Origin of the sequence: Sphingobacterium gobiense, from assembly GCF_002980575.1 — a bacterium.
Taxonomy (GTDB): domain Bacteria; phylum Bacteroidota; class Bacteroidia; order Sphingobacteriales; family Sphingobacteriaceae; genus Sphingobacterium; species Sphingobacterium gobiense.
The window spans coordinates 1,740,051-1,756,186 of the sequence record NZ_PVBS01000001.1 but is presented as its reverse complement, the minus strand read 5'-3'; the positions used below and the strand labels follow the sequence as shown (position 1 = coordinate 1,756,186).

The window sequence follows — 16,136 nt, the reverse complement described above, 5'->3', positions numbered from 1 at the left end:
CCTGATGATTAGCCTTTTTAGTGCGCAGCTCTCTGCCAGCGTATTTGGCCAGCGTATTACCATTCGCGAGCATAAGGCAGATTTCAGCGTGGTACTGAAAAAGATTGAAAGACAGACAGGGCTTAAATTCTTTTATAACAAAAAGGATGTCGTTATGGATCCGGTCAGTATGGATGTAACGAATGAGACACTATCAAACACATTGAATAAGCTATTCAAAGGCCAACCTTACGGTTATACGATACGTAACAAAGTTATCGTGCTCAATCGAAAAGAAGGGGTGGCGGATAATGCAACGAGACCCTCACGAAGTATTACGCCAATTCATGGCACGAAGCAAACTGATCGACAGCAAACGATCCGAGGTACCGTTCGAGATTCACTTGGTACACCTCTGGAAGGTGTTACTATAACGGTAGTTGGTACCGATAGGGGAACATCCACGAGTGCCGCGGGTTCATATCAGATCGAGGCGAGCGCCGGCGAGTCATTGGATTTTAGTACGGTGGGTTATACATCCCAGCGCGTGACGCTAACAGCTGATATGAATACCGTAAATGTTAACTTGGTTCCGCTTTTATCAGATTTGGATGAGGTTGTCGTGGTGGCATTCGGTACGCAAAAGAAGGTTTCTGTTACGGGATCTATCGCGTCGGTACAAACGAAAGAAATTAAGCAGAGTCCTGCGGCCAATCTTGCCGTTACGTTGGCTGGCCGCCTACCGGGCTTAACAGCCCTACAGCGCAGCGGTGAACCCGGGCGTGATCATACGGCTTTGTTTTTACGAGGGATGGGAACACTGAATGCCACCGCTCCGATTATCTTGGTGGATGGCGTAGAACGTGAGATGACCTATATTGACCCTAATGAGGTGGAGAGTGTTACGATTTTGAAAGATGCTTCATCAACCGCATTATTTGGCGTGCGGGGTGCCAATGGCGTGATATTAGTAACAACCAAGCGGGGTACCAGCGAGAAACCTACAATTGGTTTACTGTATGAACACGGTTTTCAGGGCTTTACTCGTACACCAGAGGTGATCAGTTCGTACGATTGGGCGCGTTTAAAAAATCAGGCTTGGGCAAACGAGAACCCGAATGCAGATCCAAACGATCCCGTTAATCAACCTCCTTATTCCGAATACGCACTGGATCGGTTTATGTTTCAGGACTATCCTACAGCCTATCCTAACACAAACTGGCAGAAACTCTTATTCAACGATATCGTCGCACAACAACGCTATAACTTAAATTTGAGTGGAGGAGGAGATTATGTACAGTATTTTGTGAATGTTGGTTTTCTCAATCAGGGGGGACAATGGAAAATTGATCCCAGCGTTACAGACTATGATCCGGCTGGATTTTTAAAGCGATATAACTTCCGGTCTAATATCGATGCAAAACTCAATAAGTCGGGCAAGCTAACCACTTTTTTAAATGCAGCGGGCTATTTCGAGCGCGTAAATTCGCCGAATGCGAGCACAGAAGAGATTTTTAGACGCACCTATACGTTTTTTCCTGTGGTATTACCTGGTCCGCTCACGCCCGACGGAGAAGTCCTGATCGGAACAGGCAATTATAACGTTTCACCTTGGGCCTTGATCAATCGGACAGGATATCGGCAGGAAACACGAAATAACATTACGGCCTCCTGGGGACTCAAGCAAGACCTGGAATTTCTGACCAAAGGTTTGTCCGCTAAATTTATGGCATCGTTTGATACCCGGACGGTTTATTCTCTTACCGCAGGTCGGGAGTACCAGCGCTGGACCCAAGTGATCGATCCGAATACATCAAACCACCTGGGCATGGATAGCGTAGCCTATATGCGGATGTTTCCAGAATTAGAAAATACACCGTTAAGCATCGGTAGCGGGTCTAACTTTCAATCGTTCTTCAACTTTCAGCTATCTGCTGATTATAATAGGGTGTTTAATGAAAAGCATTCCGTTACTGGGATGTTGCTCGCACAGCAAGAGCAACGTGTCATGCCGAACGACCGCTTACCATTCAACCTACGGGGTATAGCATTGCGTGCTATTTATGGATATGACAATAAATATTTTGCAGAATTTAATGCCGGATATAACGGATCAGAACAGTTTGCAAAAGGTCGTCGTTATGGCTTTTTCCCCACAATATCGGGTGGCTGGGTGATCTCTAATGAATCATTCTTGCGTGATCATCCCACGATTAGCCTACTCAAACTTAGAGGCTCCTACGGACGGGTAGGAAGTGACCGATTAGGAGGTCGTCGCTTCCTGTACCTTGATGATATACAGCGGCAAACAGGAGGGGGGTATAGCGGATCATTGGGTCGAGGGGGTAAAATCGGAGAGAACTATATAGGGAATCCCTTCATTCAATGGGAGGTCGCTAAAAAAACAAATTTCGGACTAGAACTGGGATTATTTAACGAGCTTACATTGAATGCAGATGTGTTTCACGAGCGTCGGGATAATATATTGATCAGTAGGCAAACCATTCCCATGGTGTACGGAATTGAGGCAAGCCGTATGAGTCCCGTAAATATGGGTATTGTCGAAAATAGAGGTTTTGAAATAGAACTGAACTATAACAAAAGGCTAAGTACGGATTGGTCCATCCTGTCCAAACTGAATTACAATTTTGCCCGTAACAAGGTCCTATTCGCGGATGAGCTTCAATTACCGTCAGACTTTACACACCGATATAGACAAACAGGCTACCGTATCGGGCAGGCGTTCGGTTATGAGCTGCGAGATGGCTATTATGAAAGTTACGAAGAGATTGCCAACGAAGGGTTAAACTATGTCGGATATACAGTAAGGCCTGGTGATTTCAAGTATGTGGATGCCAATGAAGACGGTATAATTGATGAGCGTGACATGGTGCCAATCGGCTATTCAGGCGTTCCTGAATTCACCTTCGGCGGTGCATTTAACGTAACGTATCGAAATCTCGATGTCTCCTTCTTATTACAAGGTGTACATAACGTAACGCAGGCAATGGGCTCCTACGGAACACATAGCGAATGGGACTTCAAAGAGAGGCATCTCCACGCATGGACCCCCGAACGGGCGGCAGCAGGAGAGGATATCCGCTATCCACGGCTAGCGCTGGGAGCTTCAGTCAGCGAACGCGATAATAATTCGTTCTTTCTAGAAAATCGTAGTTTTATTCGTTTGAAGAATGCAGAAATTGGCTACCGGATTCCACTATCGGCCATCAAAGGTATCGGCGCCAAAGAGGTTCGCGTGTACGTTAATGGTTTGAATTTGTTTACCTGGGATTCCATGCGAGAAAAAGATTACGATCCAGAAGTCGGTTATTCACTCAGTTATCCAGTATACCGGGTTTTCAATGCTGGTGTAAGCGTTAATTTTTAATTATTGATATAAATAGGATGAAGAACCCATCAGGATGTATTCAGTCAAACTGGGGAATGAATAAATCTGATAGCTTCATCACCATTAAAAAAACAAATTATACACAGATGAAAAATATAGTTAAACATATAGTTGTGGTCTTGTTTCTTGCTTTTCTAAGCAGCTGTAACAAAGATCCTTTAGATATCATGCCCGATGGCCGATTAACGCTCGAGGAGATTTTTAATGACGAACTGATGGCATCCGAATATTTGAATACCATCTACGATAACATTAATCCTTATGGTTCATCTTACGATTATTACACATTGTTAGCCGGTTTTTCCGATGAAGCGCACGACAACGATTTTCCCCAAGATATGGGACGGGCTCCGTCGCGATGGTATAACGGTGAGTTGCGGCCCAACTGGAATCCCTTGGATATTCAATCCATACAGGGAGAGTCGACGCCCTTGACCAACGGAAACTATTACCGCAAAAATTGGATAGGTATACGGCAAGCGAATGTATTCTTAGCTAACATTGTCGACACGCGTTATACCAATCCGCAGATAAAAGCCCGGTTGATTGCGGAAGCAAAAGTACTGCGTGCGTTCTTTTACCTCGAGCTTATCAAGATGTACGGCGGTATGCCTGTGGTAGATAAACCGTTTTCGGACGATTTTAGATTCGAAACACTTGAGCGGCAGTCATTTCAGGAATGTGTCGATTTTATAAAACAGAATTGCGATGAAGCGATTTTGGAGTCAGCACTTCCTTATCGAATCACGGCGGAGCCCGATCGCGGACGCCTTACCAAGGCCGTTGCGCATGCCATACGTTCACAGGCAATGCTATTTGCCGCTAGTCCTTTGTGGAATCCAGGAGGGGAGACAGCACTTTGGGAAGCTGCTGCCGAGGCATCGAAGAACTCGCTCGATGCCCTACTGAGTAATAATCATCAATTATTCCCCGACTATGAATCGTACTTTTATGGCCGTACGGATATCAGCGTGAACCCGGCTGACTGCGAAACTATTTTTGAGATTAAACCCTACCGTAACCAGGAGTTTAGCCAATTAATGTTTGTGATGCACGCTATCCCATCCATTGGCGGAGAGAAAGCCGGTGCGAGCCCCTCGCAAGAATTGGTGGATGCGTACGATATGGCCAATGGCGAGCCCGCTATATTAGGATACTACGATGAAGAACACCTATACCCGATCATCAACACCGCATCAGGATATGACGAATCTAATCCATATAAAGATCGTGACCCCCGCTTTTACGCAACGGTTTGGTATAACAATGCCTATTATGGCGAGGTCAACGGTACCCCCCATTATATTCAGTCTTATTTGGGCGGAGCCGATGGCATTTCTAACATTATGCAGCGCACACGAAACGGTTATTACCTTCGAAAATTTCGCGATCCGAAACAGCTTGATGTCAACACTGGAACCGCGCGCTTTAAGAAGTATCGTCTGGGCGAGATTTACCTCAATTATGCCGAGGCCGCAAATGAAGCCTATGGTCCCACGTCCGAGGTATACGATGCGGTAGATGCCATACGCGATCGGGCAGATATGCCAGCACTTTCCAAGGGGTTGAGCAAGGAAGAGATGCGAGAACGCATCCGCCGCGAACGTCGGGTCGAGCTCGCCTTTGAGGAGCACCGCTTTTGGGATACGCGCCGCTGGAAGATTCTACATACCACCGATAAGTTGACCACAGGTATGGAGTGGACAAAGATTAGTGATAACAATTTTGAAGGAAAACGCATAATAGCCGGACGACGTAAGTCCTGGACAGACAATCATCTTATTATTCCCATTCCTTTGGGCGAATTGGTGATGATGCCCCTATGGGAACAAAACCCAGGGTGGGAATAAAGGAGATGTAGGTTTTAACAGATAAAAAGATAAGCAATGAAAACAGCAAGATATTATAGAACATGGTGGTTGGTTTGTGTCATGGTAGCGATAACGCTTTCCTGTAGCGATGAAGAACAGATACCTTTGAATACTGCGCCCATCCCACGTATCACTGAACTTAGCCCTGCTAATGCATCAGTCGGTGACGAAATAACAATCGTAGGTGTTAACTTTTCGGGAAATCCAGGCGAAAATGAAGTGAAATTCAATCAGACCATCGTTGATATTATCGAGGTTTCGGAAACGGCAATTAAAGTGATTGTCCCCGAGCTAACCGGCAACGTAGCCGGGGTATCAGTACGGAGTAGAGGGAAAATCTCGAATAAAAGAAACTTATCGTTGGTCCGGGTAAAAACGTTTGAAGATAATTTCAACCGAGCGGATGTTCCGCCGGTCGGATCCGATGTTACGCCAAATCCCATCGGTAGCAACTGGCAAATCGTAGCAGGTACCTTTGAGGTCAAGAATAATCGTTTGTTTTGTGGTGCGGCTAGTACAGAGTCTTACGCCTTATACCGTGATCCGGAACTTCGTTTGGACGTTGGTGAAGGTAGTTATTTTCGCTTAGAAGCCGACATGCAAGTTTCTCCAGAATCTTTCGCCGGAATTATATTTAATGCCCAGAGTGACAACAAGCGATTCTATCTATTCCGTACGAGTAATGGACTGGTGCAAATGCTAAAAAGCGGTAGCAATGGCCTGAACGACTGGGCAAATGTCATGATGAGCGAAAATATTCCTGGCTTTGCTCCCCATATCCCTTATCGGATAGCGGTATCCTCATCACAGCCCGGCCGGTTTGTCGTCAAGGTAATGGAGTTAAATACGAATACCGTACTGTTTGAACGAAGCTTTGAAGACGCCAATCCTTATGTAGGAGGCTCACCTGGTGTATATTATTTTGGCCTGGCAAATCCTATCGACATTGCATTCGATAATCTGCATATTGAAACCATGTAAATGAAAAGAAGATGAAAAAAAATATATTATCTAAGCTGGGACGCTTTTCCAGCATTATTTTAATTGTCGCTTGCTCCGCAGGCGACCCTATTGAGACCCCACCTGAGGTTATTAGCAACGATACCCTTTCCATTCTTGGCGATCCATTTTTCGAGAAAGGACTCGTAATGAAGCGAACAGATGGCTCAACCAGCAATGTCATACATCCTTTCGGAGCCCATTCAGGAGCGTCGCCTATCTGGGGGATGGCCGAATGGGGGACGCAGTTTCTTCTCACCGAAGAGGACCGGGTAGAAGATACACAGAGCGTAACGTATGCTAACGCGGGTAAGTTGATCTCTTTTAAAAAGGCACCTCATGCAGGCCATATCGTCATGGAAGCTACCACCTCGGCCGAGTATGAAAGACCGCGCCGTGAAGGTGAATATTGGCCACATCTGCTTATCGAACAGAGTTTTCCAGACCAACCGTTTGTAAAGGATCTAAAAGGATTAATACTACGTTTTAAGGGTAGATTGACGAAGGCTGAGATGATGATGTCCCAGCAAGATTATAATCCGGGCCTACATGCGGCTCAGTTTCAGTTGTTTATCACCGTGCAGAATATGAATCCTCATTCCGCATATTACGGTGACTTTCTATGGTTCGGTATCCCTTTCTATGACAACCGAAATGAGCAAATACCCGTCTACGCTGCGAAAGATATTGGAAAAGACGATGCCAGTGGGAAATTTATTTATAGTGCAGGCACCACCGATTTTATGACCGGTACATTTCATAGCGGTAACGAGGTGATAATCGAGAAGGATATTTATCCATTGATCGACAACGCATTAAAAATAGCGCGGCAACGTGGTTACTTAACCGGCTCCTTTGATAGCGATTTCCGGATAACCGGAATGAACCTTGGGTGGGAGCTCCCCGGCACATTTGATGTAGGTTTTGAAATAAATGACTTCGATTTATCGAAGGTGATCCAGAAATAAAGTGTTTGTATGGTTCGTTTTTTATGCAGCTTATGGCTATTCATGATTATCTTTTTATCGTCTCAAGCACAAGATCAATGGGTAGATAAAGAAAAGTCTCTTTGGCACAATAACAGATGGCAAGGGAAGTGGATCAGCTGCCCTAATGTACCACAACGAGATTATGGCGTATTTCATTTCCGGAAAGACTTTGTCTTGCCCGATAAGCCGAAAACGTATAAGATACATGTTTCGGCTGATAATCGGTACAGGCTATTTGTCAATGGAAAGGCAGTTGTCTCGGGACCCGCTCGTGGCGACCTTCATCACTGGTATTTCGAAACGGTCGATATAGCATCATACCTGCAGCCCGGAAAAAACGTTGTAGCTGCGCTTGTCTGGAACATGGGCGTATATGCGCCCATTGCGCAGATCAGTGCACAGACAGGGTTTGTTATTCAGGGCGAATCTGCGCACGAAATGGCAGTTAATACCGATAATTCTTACAAAGTATTCCAGAGCAAGGCATATACACCCTGTTCCACGGATAATATGGAGCGATTAAATGCATATATGGTCATCGGTCCGGGAGATGACGTTGATGCATCGCGCTATATATGGGGCTGGCAAGAACTGGATTTTGACGATACAGCCTGGTCGCAGGCACAGGTTGTCGCTGATGCGGTCCCACAAGGTGTAGGTACAGATAATATCTGGACGCTTGAACCAAGAAATATTCCGTTGCTGGAAGAAAAGCCACAACGCCTGTCGGAAATACGGTGGGTAACGGGGATGGACAGGAAAGCTTTCTCCGGCTTTCTAACAGGTGCTACATCCGTTACGGTTCCAGCGAACTCCCGCGTAAGCCTTTTGATAGACCAATCTGTTAATACAGTAGCCTATCCCGAACTGTCGACCAGTGGTGGCAAGGGAAGTTCAGTGAAATTGAGCTACGCCGAAGCACTATTTGACCAAAACCTGCGAAAGGGGAACCGAAATGAGGTGGAGGGAAAGAAGCTTATCGGTAATTATGATGTCTTTCGGCCAGATGGGCATGCACATAGGCTCTTTAGGCCGCTTTGGCTGCGCACCTATCGCTTCATCCAGATGGACGTGGAAACTGGAGATGAACCGTTAACGCTGCATGATTTCTTGGGGTATTATACCACTTACCCGTTTGAAATGAACGCGCAGTTTAAATCCAACGACAAACGTATGGACGATATTTGGGACGTCAGCTGGCGAACGGCAAGATTATGTGCTGGAGAGACCTACTTTGATTGTCCTTACTACGAGCAACTTCAATATTCTGGTGATACACGTATTCAAGCACTAATCTCTTTATATATATCGGGCGACGATCGTTTGATGCGTCGGTCCTTATTAGACTTTCATTATTCTCGGGTGCCAGAAGGAATGATCCAAGGTCGATACCCAAGTAGCCGTCTTCAAATTATTCCCACGTATTCCCTGTGGTGGATTTCCATGATACACGACTATTGGATGCATCGGCAAGATGATCTATTTATCCAGCAATTTTTACAAGGCATCGCAGGCGCGCTAGATTGGTATGGCCAGCACCTAGACCAAGAAAACGGCATGCTTGGTCCTATACCATGGTGGCCCTTTGTCGATTACACTCCTCAGTTTTCCTCAGGCCTTCCTAAAGGCGCTACCGAGGGCAATTCATCAATATTAACCTTACACTATGCCTATACCCTCAAGCAGGCGGCTGACTTGTTCGCCTATTTTGGTGAGCCGGAGCAAGCAGCGCGTTACCGTAAAGAAGCCGACCGCTTAAATAAGGTTACGTATCAACATTGTTTTGATCGGGCACGTGGCGTCATGGCTGATACGCCCGAAAAGCAGGTCTATAGTCAACATGCCTCCATACTAGCGGTCCTATCAGGAAGTATACCTGAAGCGGAGCGCTACGCTGTCATCAAGAATGTGCTCGAAGATGAATCGTTAATACCCGTGACCTTTTATTTTCGGTTTTATTTAACCCGTGCATTGCTGGAAAGCAGTTTAGGAGATCGTTATTACGACAAACTTGATGCTTGGAGGAAGATGTTGGATCTCGGTCTTACCACTTTTTCGGAAACGCCGGAGCCCACCCGATCCGACTGCCACGCGTGGAGCGCAAGCCCGAGCTACGATTTTTTGGCGACGATCTGTGGTATCAGGCCGTCTTCTCCAGGTTTCAAATCTGTGTTGATCGATCCAAACTTGGGAGCCCTTAAAGAGGTTGAAGCCTCTATGCCGCACCCCGCAGGAGAAATCAGCGTGAAGTTCAAACGGAAAGGCCGTCACGGTATCAGCGGTACGGTAACGCTTCCCGAGAACCTACAAGGTAATTTTCAGTGGAATGGGAAACAACAGATACTGCTTGGTGGAAAAAACACGATAGAAATGCTTGATGGACTATAGTTTGCTGTAGGCAGAATTTATGAGCTACAGGACAACATCGAGCAGCCAGCCTGTTGTGTGGCCCAACCCGGACGTATCGCAAAGAACTCATTATGACTTTTTGAATACGGATCTTTAAGTGCCTGCTGTAATTTTAAAAAGAGGTTGTTTTCGCCCCTTTGTAATTCTTCTATGGCCGTATGAAGCAGGTAATTCCTTAAAATAAACCTAGGATTGGCTTTTCGCATGCGCAGTAAGCTGTCCTCCTTTGTGCAGGTGTTCGCTCTTAAACGCGCTTGGTAGCTCTTGACGAGCGCGTAAAGTTGGGTGACATCCGTTGGTTCCGGATCGCCATAGAGACTGCTCCTAAAGAAGTTAAGCATGTCTTGCTCTGTGGCCAGGTCTGCCGGCAGATCAATCAGTAGCTGATAAAATATAGTCATATCTGGCTGGATGGCTGCAAGTACTTTCTCAAATTCAGCCAAGAGTTTTACGTCATCATCGTTGTTTATACCGTCCATACCCAGCTTATTTGCCATCATTGCGTAGTACTTACTCCAATAAAATTCTTCATATCTTCTCAGTTGGCTTTCTAATTTGACCATGTCGGAAATCAGCGGTACTAAAGCATTTGCCAGGCGGCTTAGATTCCAGTAAGCTATATTCGCTTGCTTACCGAAAGCATATCTTTTGCCCGGTAAATCGGTGGTATTCGGTGTGAAATCCGGGTCGTAGTTGTCCAGAAAAGAATAAGGTCCGTAGTCAATCGTCAGACCAAGCACAGACATATTATCGGTGTTCATCACCCCATGTACAAAACCTACCCTCAGCCACTCAACGATCATGGTTGCGGTACGTTCCACAACTTCTCCAAACCAATGGAGTACCTTTTCGTCACCTTCCAGATGCGGATAGAAGCGTTCGATCGTCCAGTTCACCAGCTGCGTGAGGTTATCGATCTCGTTCCTCGCGGCAAGCATTTCAAAGTTGCCGAAACGTAAAAAGCTTGGTGCTGTACGCATCACAATGGCGCCAGGCTCATCCGCAGCACGCCCATCGTAAAACATGTCGCGCGTCACCATGTCGCCCGTGGTAACAAGCGCTAATGCCCGTGTAGTAGGGATACCCAAGTAATGCATCGTTTCACTCATCAGGTATTCGCGTACCGATGAGCGTAAAACTGCCCTGCCGTCGGCTCTCCGCGAATACGCAGTGGGGCCTGCACCCTTCAACTGCAGTTCCCAAATATTTCCGTTTGGGTTTTCCCATTCGCCTAGCGTGATTGCTCGACCATCACCAAGCTGTCCTGCCCAGTTGCCAAATTGATGGCCCGCATAGCAGGCTGCATAGGGGTACATCGTTGGGGTGATAAGATTGCCGCCCAGGATTTGTATGTCGTCTGGATTAGGATTCGCGATGCCCAAGCTATCTGCTAGCTCGGCGGACCACGCGACAAGTTCGGGTTTCCGTACGGCTGTAGGTACTGCCTTGCTGTATAAAACTCCTGGCGTTTGGCGAGGGTGCAGATCACCGCTGTCATCCCCGGGGAATGTATCCACAAAATTCCTTTTAAATCGCTTAGAACTTAAATTTTCCATATCGTACTGCGTTAACTAATCTACCGCCAAAGGTATGCCATTTATTGATACTCCGGTGTAAGGAATTACATTAGTAAAGTCAAGATATTTTAAGGCAGCATCAGTCTATTTTTCTGCGATCATTATTCGGTTTATTTTCGTTTTTGTCCGAGGTGTTGTTTTATGGCCAGGTAGGAAGCTAGATATCGTAGTGGTATCTGTTGGGCAAATTCGGGCCAATGTCAAGTAAGAGCATATAACGTTGTAAAGCTGTCTCTATAAACTTCCTATGTGAGAGATGATTCTTGCCTAGAATGAAACCTCGCCACTAATTAAAAATGGATATACAACATTAAAAAGAAATATACCAACGAATATAAATTGGCCGCAGTACTAGCTTATTTTTTATACTTATTTTTGTTATATCCCATTTTCAATGAAGCGTAACACGAATGGCAAAACAGATCAAAGCACTAAAGTGTCCACAATGCGGTAGTACCAAAAAACAGGAACTCAAAGAAGACCATTACATCTGCAACAATTGTGGCACCGAGTATTTTTTGGATAACGATGACATCAATGTCAATGTCCGGTACGATCATAACTACCCTACCTACGCACCGGAATTCTCCGCTAACCGTAGAAAGCTATTCGTTTTTATCGCTGTTATTGCAGCTTTATCTATACTGTTACCCGTTCTATTTGGGCTTTTTAGCCGTAATTCCTCCGGCAGAAAATCCAATATCCTACCCGGTACAGCAAAAACTGAAACACGCGAACGCATCAAAACACATTTTGTCCTGGACGGAGAAGAGGGAAATCCGATCGTTATATTTTTTATGGAGCGTAGCTATTATCGTAGAAATCTAGATAAGCCCGCCGATTATCTCCTCCGTTTTTATGACCCCATAAAAGGCGAAACCGTTAACGATATTGAAATGAAAGAATGGAACGATAAAACGGCGTTGTACTATCATCGTTTCTTTAGCGACGGGAATTTCTATATCATTCCCAAAGACGAGACGACGATTTATAAAATTGACGGTGTACGACAAACCATCACCTCGGTTAACGAAGGATTTTTTGAGTCCGTTCCGGAATTCAATTCGGGTATCGCTTCCTTGGAATTCAGAAGCCGATCCTATGGAGACGGTTTGGAAATAATGACTAATGATGGTACCCAATATTATTATTATCCTCTGGCCAGACAGGTTTTCAAGGGAAGGGACGAGCTTTCAGCCGCTTATGACAAGTTGGTAAAAGATCATACCATGCCCGAAAAGGTGTATTTTGCCTTTACCGGGAAAAGCACCGATTATAGAGAAGAAAAAATCCAACTCATTAAATATTGGTACAGGGAAAAAGCCGGATTCCCCGTCCAGCTTTCAACAAGTCCTTCCTGGCGGAAAAAATACAATTATCCAAAAGGCTCTGGAATTTTTGTGGGCAATTTTACCTACGAAAAGATACTTTTTGAGAAAACGGGACGTGTTTCAAAGTTTGAGGATCTAACACCCGACCGACTGTATTTTGAATCCAAGATTGTTAGTCAAAGCAGCGACGAACTCTACATCACCGGCTATCCCACCGCCAATATCAATGGGAGTAAATTTCTGCAAAGAATAGACGTCAATACTGGTGAGGTCTTGTGGAATTATAAATCAGCATTGGCCGATTATGATTTCCGAAATGATTTTTACAAATTTAAAAACGGAATCGCATTCAATGTTTCTGGTAAAGAAAACGGAGTACATCAAAACAAGCTAGTTTTCCTAGGTAGTGACGGAAAACTGATAAAGGAGATTAATCTGCACGATTTATTCAAATAAAAAACAATCCATTATGGTCGCATTAAAATTTTTGAGAAGACAATTGGCGAGCGTTATTGCGTGGAAGCCACAGGACCCGGACATTCTGCTATGGAAATATCCGGCACTTACTGACGAATTAAAAAATGCGAGTAAAATAATCGTTGCTCCCGGACAAAGTTGTATTCTGGTGTACGAAGGACAGATTACCGGTGTGCTCGACACCCCCGGGACGTATAATCTGAAAACAAGCAACCATCCCTTTATCACCAGTATGCTGAAAGTCGCCCAGTTTTTTGAGAGCGAGCACAAGGTCTATCTGTACTTTTACCGAAAGGCTGAAGTCGTCAACCAAGGTTGGGGGACGGCATCGCCCATAAAATATGTGGACAGTGTCTATAATATCCCTATCCAACTTTCGGCTTATGGGAATTTCTCCTACCGACTGACGGATGCCTCGATGTTTTATACCGAATATGCCGGCTCAGCTGAGCAATACACCACCCGGGATTTTCAGGATTTGATTCAGGGTCGTATCATCCAGTTGCTAGCCACTCATTTTTCGGAGAAGAAACCCCCTTATACGGAGATTGACGCCCAGCTTCACGCCTTGGCTGTTAGCGTTAAAGAGCAATTGAATGGCGTTTTCGAAACTGTCGGTGTTGCGTTGACCGATTTCAGGATCGAGGGCAATAGCTTTGATGAAGAAACCGAAAGGCGCATCGGTGCTGTAGCCGACGTAACAGCCGACTCCAAGGCAGCACAGGAAGCGGGGCTAACTTTTATGGAGCTTGAAAAGTTGCGGGCCTTGCGGGATGCAGCCAAAAACGAAGGGGGGATGGCAGGTGCCGGAGTAGGATTAGGAGCGGCGATAACCATGGGTAAACTATTTACCGATGCCGTCAATGAAGAAATGCAACCCAAAACGGACGAAGATACCGTAAAGGCATTAAAACGTCTCAAACTGCTTTTGGAAGAAGAACTAATCACACAGGCGGAATATGAAGAAAAACGAAAACAACTATTGGATCAATTATGAAAAATCTATCAGGTATGGCGTGATATGTCGCTGTTTTGATAGTTGTTAAAGATAATACCATCAACCTGCCAGCGGACGGGCAGAGAAGTTAAAAATCATGAAGACTTAAGTACTAAAAAAAACCACATATCGCATCCTTGAGAAAAATCACTCAACTAACACAGGGAATGCTATTGGACAGGGATTTTTTGAACAAGCAACTGAAAATGATGACAACGATTTTTAAGAAAATATGTACAGGACAGTGTATTTATGTATGTGATTTTTCAACAACCATATTAGTAAGGTATTTCTGATTAAACCCTTTGACAATAAGCCAAAAAGCCATGACCATTTCCTGTATGGCCAATGGCGCGTATAAAAAATCGATACTAAAACCAAAACCAATATTAAAGAACTTTACAATAGCGGCAATTAAGTAAAATAATGCGCCGATGATGCCCCAAATTGACAACCAGCAAGGTATCAACTGTGTCTGATAAAACAGGGTATATAAAAACATGGCCCCAATTATAAAAACAATAGATAATACCGGCTTCATGAGTTGATTTGCTTGGAGAAAAACATTTCCCATCGTCCTTAGTGATGCTGTTTCTCCTCCAATAGCAAAAACCTCTTGGCTATAAGCACCTAACAAAAGCCAATTGACAACAAACAACATATAAGCGCTCCCCTCTATTGGCCCTCTGAAGACAACCAATCCAAGAGCCAAAGCTTCATTCTTTTTTTTGAAAATGGGATACAGGAATACAGGCATCGCTGCTAATGAAAGTCCCATTATAAGAATGAAAAATGAGCCCCAATTGAGGGGTATTGGGTTCATAGCAATTTTAGTTAGTACATCATTTCCTTTTAGTAAATCTCCAGTCACCACTATGCTTAATATGCCCGAGATTGTCCCAATGATATAAAGGACACCTACAATCATCGCTGATATTCTATATGATTTCATGTATAAATAATTTAATTCCATCGGTCAGATGGAGTTTACCATGTTTAACGTTTACATTCCTCCGTGTGATGAAAATGAAATTTAAACATGGTTGTTTTTTTAGCGGTTTTTGTATTAAACGTATTTTTATATGACAAGTAGTGAATTTTTTCACTTACCAACCTTTAACTTAGGGTACGGCGGTTAAGTCATTATTTTTATACATTATTAGCCACAGTTATTTCTTTCGTTTCATAATAATCAATCCAAGATTTTATTCTGCCAACAAACATTTTAAGATAGTTTTCGCTCAAAAAGATATTAGACCAATCGAATCTTTGTGCCTGTACTCCAAGATAAAAAATAAAAATAGAAGCACCTGCTTGTGGAATTAATTTAAGTTCCGCGTCTGATAAAGCCTTAATTTTTTGGTAGCCATTTAGAAAACTTTGAATTTTTAATTCATACTGCTCTTTATCCGATTCTATGAAAAACAGTTGTTTGCAGAAATATCCAATATCTAAAATTTGCCATCCATTTCCGCAATTGTCAAAATCAAAAATTGTGATTTCCTTGTCATCCGTTACAGCCATATTATCATACCAAATATCTAAATGTATAATTCCGTTTTGAGTTTTATCAAAATCTGAGTTTTGAAAAGACTTTCCAATCTCTTTGATGAATTTCATTTCTGGTAATGTATCTGAAAAGAATTGTTTTAATTGTTCATAAGGGGATTCTATAAGGGACTTTTTGTCATAGGAAATTCGGCCAATGGTTCTATTTAAAGTAAGATGATGAATTTTCGCCATTAGAAAACCTATTTCGAAACAAGTCTCATGATCCATAAATCTAATCATAACTACTGAAATTTTTTATAAAAATAGGCAAATGCACGCCGTTGGCTACCTTATTTTTTATAAATGTCGGCAATGGGTTTATATTTGTAACTTGGGAACCATTAAAGACTCAAGTCTGCCAAAATAGGCACCAGCGTTTTCCCGAAGTTGGATAAGCTGTAAACGACTTTTACCGGCGGTTTTTTACCATAGATTTTTCTGGATACCAACCCGTGCTGTTCCAATTTCTTCAACTGCAACCCCAGGGTCATTACTTCCTTCTCTCAAAAAACGAATGCAAAGAAATCTTCAACAAATATAAATCCTA

At 44.0% G+C, this 16,136-nt stretch carries 11 protein-coding genes; 7 read left to right on the top strand and 4 right to left on the bottom strand.

From position 1 onward, the window contains the following. Nucleotides 1-4 precede the first annotated feature (4 nt). The 5 genes from C5749_RS07790 to C5749_RS07770 all read left to right on the top strand — a co-directional run bounded on the left by C5749_RS07790 (nt 5) and on the right by C5749_RS07770 (nt 9,635). Complete coding sequence (locus C5749_RS07790) at nt 5-3,367, top strand: TonB-dependent receptor (RefSeq protein ID WP_219847925.1); 3,363 nt, start codon at nt 5-7, stop codon at nt 3,365-3,367. 107 nt (nt 3,368-3,474) lie between these two features. Continuing rightward, nucleotides 3,475-5,238, top strand: a complete 1,764-nt coding sequence (locus C5749_RS07785) for a RagB/SusD family nutrient uptake outer membrane protein (protein WP_181151311.1) — start codon at nt 3,475-3,477, stop codon at nt 5,236-5,238. A 36-nt stretch (nt 5,239-5,274) separates the two neighbouring features. After that, entirely contained in the window at nt 5,275-6,240 is a 966-nt protein-coding gene (locus C5749_RS07780) for an IPT/TIG domain-containing protein (protein WP_105724563.1), read from the top strand. 11 nt (nt 6,241-6,251) lie between these two features. Beyond that, nucleotides 6,252-7,226 (top strand): hypothetical protein, encoded by a 975-nt coding sequence (locus C5749_RS07775; protein WP_105724561.1) that lies wholly within the window; start codon nt 6,252-6,254, stop codon nt 7,224-7,226. Nucleotides 7,227-7,235: 9 nt separating this feature from the next. Continuing rightward, nucleotides 7,236-9,635, top strand: a complete 2,400-nt coding sequence (locus tag C5749_RS07770; RefSeq protein ID WP_105724559.1) for an alpha-L-rhamnosidase-related protein — start codon at nt 7,236-7,238, stop codon at nt 9,633-9,635. A gap of 17 nt (nt 9,636-9,652) precedes the next feature. On the opposite strand, the gene C5749_RS07765 is transcribed toward C5749_RS07770, so the two are convergent. Beyond that, nucleotides 9,653-11,212 carry a protein adenylyltransferase SelO gene (locus C5749_RS07765; protein ID WP_105724557.1) on the bottom strand — a complete coding sequence of 520 codons (1,560 nt, stop codon included), beginning with the start codon at nt 11,210-11,212 and terminating at the stop codon, nt 9,653-9,655. 431 nt (nt 11,213-11,643) lie between these two features. On the opposite strand from C5749_RS07765, the gene C5749_RS07760 reads away from it, so the two are divergent. Both C5749_RS07760 and C5749_RS07755 read left to right on the top strand, forming a co-directional pair. Continuing rightward, complete coding sequence (locus C5749_RS07760) at nt 11,644-13,020, top strand: hypothetical protein (RefSeq protein WP_105724555.1); 1,377 nt, start codon at nt 11,644-11,646, stop codon at nt 13,018-13,020. A gap of 13 nt (nt 13,021-13,033) precedes the next feature. Further along, nucleotides 13,034-14,038: an SPFH domain-containing protein gene (locus C5749_RS07755; protein WP_105724553.1), complete on the top strand. Its 1,005-nt coding sequence runs from the start codon at nt 13,034-13,036 to the stop codon at nt 14,036-14,038. Nucleotides 14,039-14,288: 250 nt separating this feature from the next. Here the strand turns inward: C5749_RS07755 and C5749_RS07750 are convergent, their stop codons facing one another. The 3 genes from C5749_RS07750 to C5749_RS07740 form a co-directional block, all read right to left on the bottom strand. Continuing rightward, nucleotides 14,289-15,011, bottom strand: coding sequence for a DUF4386 domain-containing protein (locus C5749_RS07750; protein ID WP_105724551.1), 723 nt, complete (start codon nt 15,009-15,011; stop codon nt 14,289-14,291). Between the two features lie 176 nt (nt 15,012-15,187). Further along, nucleotides 15,188-15,829: a phosphotransferase gene (locus C5749_RS07745; RefSeq protein ID WP_105724549.1), complete on the bottom strand. Its 642-nt coding sequence runs from the start codon at nt 15,827-15,829 to the stop codon at nt 15,188-15,190. A 101-nt stretch (nt 15,830-15,930) separates the two neighbouring features. Beyond that, entirely contained in the window at nt 15,931-16,080 is a 150-nt protein-coding gene (locus tag C5749_RS07740; RefSeq protein ID WP_105724547.1) for a winged helix-turn-helix transcriptional regulator, read from the bottom strand. Nucleotides 16,081-16,136: the final 56 nt, after the last annotated feature.